The organism is Kitasatospora sp. MY 5-36, assembly GCF_001182915.1.
In the GTDB taxonomy this organism is placed as follows: Bacteria; Actinomycetota; Actinomycetes; order Streptomycetales; family Streptomycetaceae; genus Kitasatospora.
In genome coordinates this window covers 1-4,358 of sequence record NZ_LFVW01000373.1, presented here as the reverse complement: position 1 = coordinate 4,358, position 4,358 = coordinate 1, and the positions used below count along the sequence as shown (strand labels likewise).

General features: G+C 72.5%; 5 protein-coding genes. 2 read left to right on the top strand and 3 right to left on the bottom strand.

Annotation, left to right across the window (positions count from 1 at the left end; all coding sequences use genetic code 11):
* Positions 1-40: 40 nt before the first annotated feature.
* Both AE652_RS23070 and AE652_RS23065 read right to left on the bottom strand, forming a co-directional pair.
* On the bottom strand, positions 41-940 hold the full coding sequence (locus tag AE652_RS23070) for a carbon-nitrogen hydrolase family protein (RefSeq protein WP_082345907.1): 900 nt from the start codon (positions 938-940) through the stop codon (positions 41-43).
* 81 nt (positions 941-1,021) lie between these two features.
* On the bottom strand, positions 1,022-1,888 hold the full coding sequence (locus AE652_RS23065) for a phosphatase PAP2 family protein (protein WP_049654531.1): 867 nt from the start codon (positions 1,886-1,888) through the stop codon (positions 1,022-1,024).
* A gap of 425 nt (positions 1,889-2,313) precedes the next feature.
* Here AE652_RS23065 and AE652_RS23060 point away from each other — a divergent pair, with 425 nt between their 5' ends.
* Together AE652_RS23060 and AE652_RS23055 are read left to right on the top strand one after the other, a co-directional pair.
* Positions 2,314-3,285, top strand: a complete 972-nt coding sequence (locus tag AE652_RS23060; protein ID WP_049654530.1) for a sigma-70 family RNA polymerase sigma factor — start codon at positions 2,314-2,316, stop codon at positions 3,283-3,285.
* Between the two features lie 179 nt (positions 3,286-3,464).
* Positions 3,465-3,692, top strand: coding sequence for a hypothetical protein (locus AE652_RS23055; protein ID WP_049654534.1), 228 nt, complete (start codon positions 3,465-3,467; stop codon positions 3,690-3,692).
* 48 nt (positions 3,693-3,740) lie between these two features.
* Here AE652_RS23055 and mscL read toward each other — a convergent pair whose 3' ends face one another.
* The gene (mscL, locus tag AE652_RS23050) at positions 3,741-4,160 is read right to left on the bottom strand and encodes a large conductance mechanosensitive channel protein MscL (protein WP_049654529.1); all 420 of its coding nucleotides are present in this window, start codon (positions 4,158-4,160) and stop codon (positions 3,741-3,743) included.
* Positions 4,161-4,358: the final 198 nt, after the last annotated feature.

The following is a 4,358-nucleotide window of genomic DNA, read 5'->3' as shown; positions in this document are numbered from 1 at the left end:
ACCGGCTCCCGGCTGCCGGGCGGCCGGCCCGGCGGGGTGCTCAGGCCAGGGTGAAGCGGGTCCGGGGCGCGGGCGGCCGGCCGGCGGCGAGGGCGAGGTCGGCGAGGAGGGTCTCGGTCTCGCGGGTGGTGCGCAGGACGTCCGGGTCGAGGTCGACGACGACGAGTTCGCGCCGGTCCTCGCCCGCCTCGGCGATCAGCCGGCCGTCCGGGCCCCAGACCGCGCTGCCGCCGCAGGTGTGCCAGCCGCCGGTGCGGCCGATGTGGTTGGCGAGCACCGTGTAGAGGGTGTTGTCGAGCGCGCGGGCCGGGAACCAGGTGCGGGACTCGTGGTGGCCGTGACCCATGCTGAACAGCGCGCCGACCAGGTAGGCGTGGCAGCCGTCGAGCGCTGCGGCGCGGGCGTGCTCGGGGAAGCCGGAGTCGTAGCAGACGCCGAGGCCGAGCCGCCAGCCGTCCAGTTCCACGGTGCAGCCGGCCGTTCCGGGGCGGTAGTGCTCGCGTTCGCTCTTGAACAGGTGCTGCTTGTCGTAGCGGGTGACGAAGCCGCCGTCCGGGCCGAGGACGAGGGCGGAGACGCGCAGGTCGTCGCCGTCCCGTACGGCGGCGCCGACGATCGCGGCGGTGCCGGTCTCGCGGCAGGCCTCGGCGATCGGCGCGAGCCGCGGATCGCCGGGCTGGACCGCGTACCTGACGGGGTCGGCGCTGATCAGCTCGGGCTCGTAGCCGGAGAGGAACTTCTCCGCGAACAGCACCAGCCGGGCGCCGGCCCGGGCGGCCTCGCGGATCAGTCCGGCGGCCTGGGCGGCGTTGGCCGGTATGTCACCGGCCACGGCCTGGGCCTGGACGGTGGCGATCCGCAGCGGTCGCCCGGGGTAACCGTCAGGTGCGGTGGGGGCGTTGGGAGCCGTGGGAGCGGTGGGGGCAGGGGTGTCGGACATGGCCGCCAACCTAGCGCGACGGCTCTCGGCCGGCGTCGGAGTAACGGGGCGGCGGGGGCGGGTCAGCGGGGTGACGGCGCCTCAGCGCACGGCCTCGTCCGGCCGGTCGACGGGGTCGGCCGGGTCCACCGGTTCGCCCGGGGCGCCTTCCCGCGCGCCGTGCGGTCCGTCCTCGTCCAGCGGGGCGGCGGTGCCCGAGGGGTGCCCGGCCGACACGAGGACCCGCTGCACCCTGGGCCTGGTACGCCAGTTGACCCGCCGTACGTCCTGGGCCAGCGCGCCGGGGCGCCACACCTGGATCACGGCGGTCACGGTGCCCAGCACGATCCCGGCGGCCAGCCAGCCGGCCAGCACGTCGCTGGGCCAGTGCACGCCGAGCGCGACCCGGGTCCAGCCGATGGTCAGCGCCGTCGCCGCGGCCACCAGACAGGCGGCGGTCCGGCCGCGCCGACGGACCCGGTACCAGAGGAGGCCGACCAGGACGGCGCAGGTGATCGCCGAGGCCATGGCGTGCCCGGAGGGGAAGGACGGCCCGCCGGCGTGCGAGACCGGATCGGTGAAGGAGGGGCGGGCGCGGTCGAAGGACAGCTTCAGCGCCCACAGAACGCCCCAGCCGACGAGGGCCTGGGCGGCCACCCAGCCGGCCAGCACCCGGGCGCCGATCAACCAGAGCCACCCGGCGGCGATTCCGAGAAGCGTACGCATCGTGACGGTGCCGCCGATGTCGGAGAGCGTCTGCACCGAGGCGGTCCAGATCCGGTGCTCCCGGGCGTAGGTGTGCAGTTCGCCGATCCACTCCTGGTCGAAGCGGGCGAGCGGGCGCCATTGGCCGGTGACCAGGGCCGCCAGCAGGCCGAACAGCGCGGCACAGCCCAGCGCGAGCGCGGCGTCCCGAAGGAGACTGCGATTACGCGCAGTGAGGATGGTCGTGCTGTTGGTCAGGTGCATGGCTGACACCTTCCCAGTGTCCCGTGCCGAGCAAGGGCCGGAGTGATAGCGATTCGGCATCGTTTGTGCGGAGGACCTGCGTGCGCCGGGGTGTGGGCCGGGACGGACGGCGGGGCGCGCGGGGAACGTCGGCGGCCGTTCGCGGGTTCAACGGGTGGGCGGTGGTCGCGTGAGGGTCGAGTGAAGAAAACACTCCCGGAGCGGTCACCCGATGACACGGGAAGTGCCCGACCGGTCACCCAGTGTCCAGAACCGGGGTGAAAACCGGCAGGATACTGCATCGCCGGGAAGAATCTGAGTGACTTGGGAATGTTGTCCGGAATCTGTTCGTTGGATCGTTACGTGTGAGGCCCCGAGGGGCCCGCATTTCTTGCCCTCACGAGGCAGGCAGGCAGACCTCGGCAACACCAGCAAAGGGAGCAAGCATGGCCACCCGTGCCGTCGTTCGCGACAGGGCCGACCGGAGTCGCGCGGCCCGCCCGACCAACCTCGAGGCCGACCGCGACCTGGTCGGCATGTACCTCGACGAGATCGCCAGGACACCCCTGCTCGATGCCGCCGAGGAGGTCGAGCTCTCGCTGCGGATCGAGGCCGGCGTGTACGCCCAGCACATGCTGGACGAGGGCGAACTCCCCGACGGCGTCACGCGCGAGGAGCTGGAGGCGATAGCCGCCGACGCCGAGCGCGCCAAGGACGTCTTCATCCGCTCCAACCTCCGGCTCGTGGTCGCCGTCGCCCGCCGCTACCCGCGCAGCGGCCTGCCGCTGCTGGACCTCATCCAGGAGGGCAACGCGGGCCTGGTGCGCGCCGTCGAGAAGTTCGACTACGCCAAGGGCTTCAAGTTCTCCACGTACGCGACGTGGTGGATCCGGCAGGCGATCACCCGGTCCATCGCCGACCAGTCCCGCACCATCCGGCTGCCCGTGCACCTGGTGGAGGAGCTCGGGCGGATCCGGCGGGTGCAGCGGGAGAAGTCCAAGGAGCTGGGCCGCGAGGCGGAGCCGGCCGAGATCGCGGCCGAGCTGGACACCACCGAGGCCCGGATCAAGGACGTGCTGGACTGGGCGCGCGACCCGGTCAGCCTCAACATGTCGGTCGACGACGAGGGCGAGACCCAGTTCGGCGACCTCGTCGAGGACACCGGGGCCACGTCCCCCGAGGACGCCGTGATGGTCATGCTCCGCAGGGAGGAACTGGACGGCCTGATCGGGCGGTTGGACGACCGCACCGCCTCGATCATCCGCTCCCGCTACGGGATGGAGGACGGCCGTGAGCGCACCCTCACCGAGGTGGGCAAGCAGCACGGCCTCACCCGCGAGCGGATCCGCCAGATCGAGAAGCACGCGCTGGCCGAGCTGAAGAAGATCGCGGACCACGCGGGCTTCGAAGCCGCCTGAGAGGCCGCCGGGAAAGCAGCCTGAGGAAGCCGCTTGAAAGGCCGCCGGGGAAGCCTCCCGGCAGGCTGCCTGGACCCGCCCTCATCGGGCCCTGGTGCGGAGTGCCCCGCACCGGGGCCCGAGGCGTGCCACGGGGCTCTTAGGCTGGAGGAAAGGGACGAGCGGACGGAGTGGACGGCGTGAGCGAGCAGGGGCAGGAAAAGGACCGGGAGCAGGGCGGGGAACAGGAGCAGGAGCTCCGGAAGGCCGCGGCCGTGAAGGCCCGGCTGGTCTTCCGGGACCCGTTGGACCAGCAGTCCGGGGACGACACCGACGCCGGCTGGGGCGGCCGCCCCGGGGCGGGGGAGAGCGGTGGACGGGGGCTGGACTGGTACCTGAGCCAGCGCCCGCCGCACCACGGGGACTGAGGAACGGGGACGGGGGAACGGGGACCGGGGCCGAACGGCGCCCGCCGGTCAGCGCAGCGGCGCGACCAGTGCGTCGCGGATCTCGGTCAGCAGTTGGACCTCCTTGGCCTCGGCCTCCGCCGCCTCCTCGGCGAGGCTCTTGCGGTGGGCCGCCAGCCTGTTCATGGGCACGATCAGGGCGAAGTAGACGACCGCCGCGGTGATCAGGAACTGGAGCACGGCGCTGAGCACCGATCCCCACAGGATGAGGATCCCGGACGTGACCTCACCGGTCGGGCTCACCTCGCAGGGCCCCTTGAGGCAGGAACTGTAGGACGCGAGGTCCTTGGTCCCGAAGACGCCGACGATCGGATTGATCACGCCTTTGACGAAGGCGTTGACGATGTTGGTGAAAGCCGCGCCGATGACCACGGCGACGGCGAGTTCGACGACATTTCCGCGCAGCAGGAATTCCTTGAAGCCTTTCATGCCGCCTCGAACGACGAAGTCGCCTCCCGGTTACGGGTGATCTTCCGCAGCCCCGGACTGACAACCCGTCCGGCCCAGTGCGCCTCCCTGGGGCGGTGGCAGCCCGGCCCGCGCGGGCCCCAGTGCCAGCGCCGACGCCACCGCGAGCAGCACCAGGACGGGCACGGCGGCCCGCCGCCGCACCGCACTGCGCCAGCG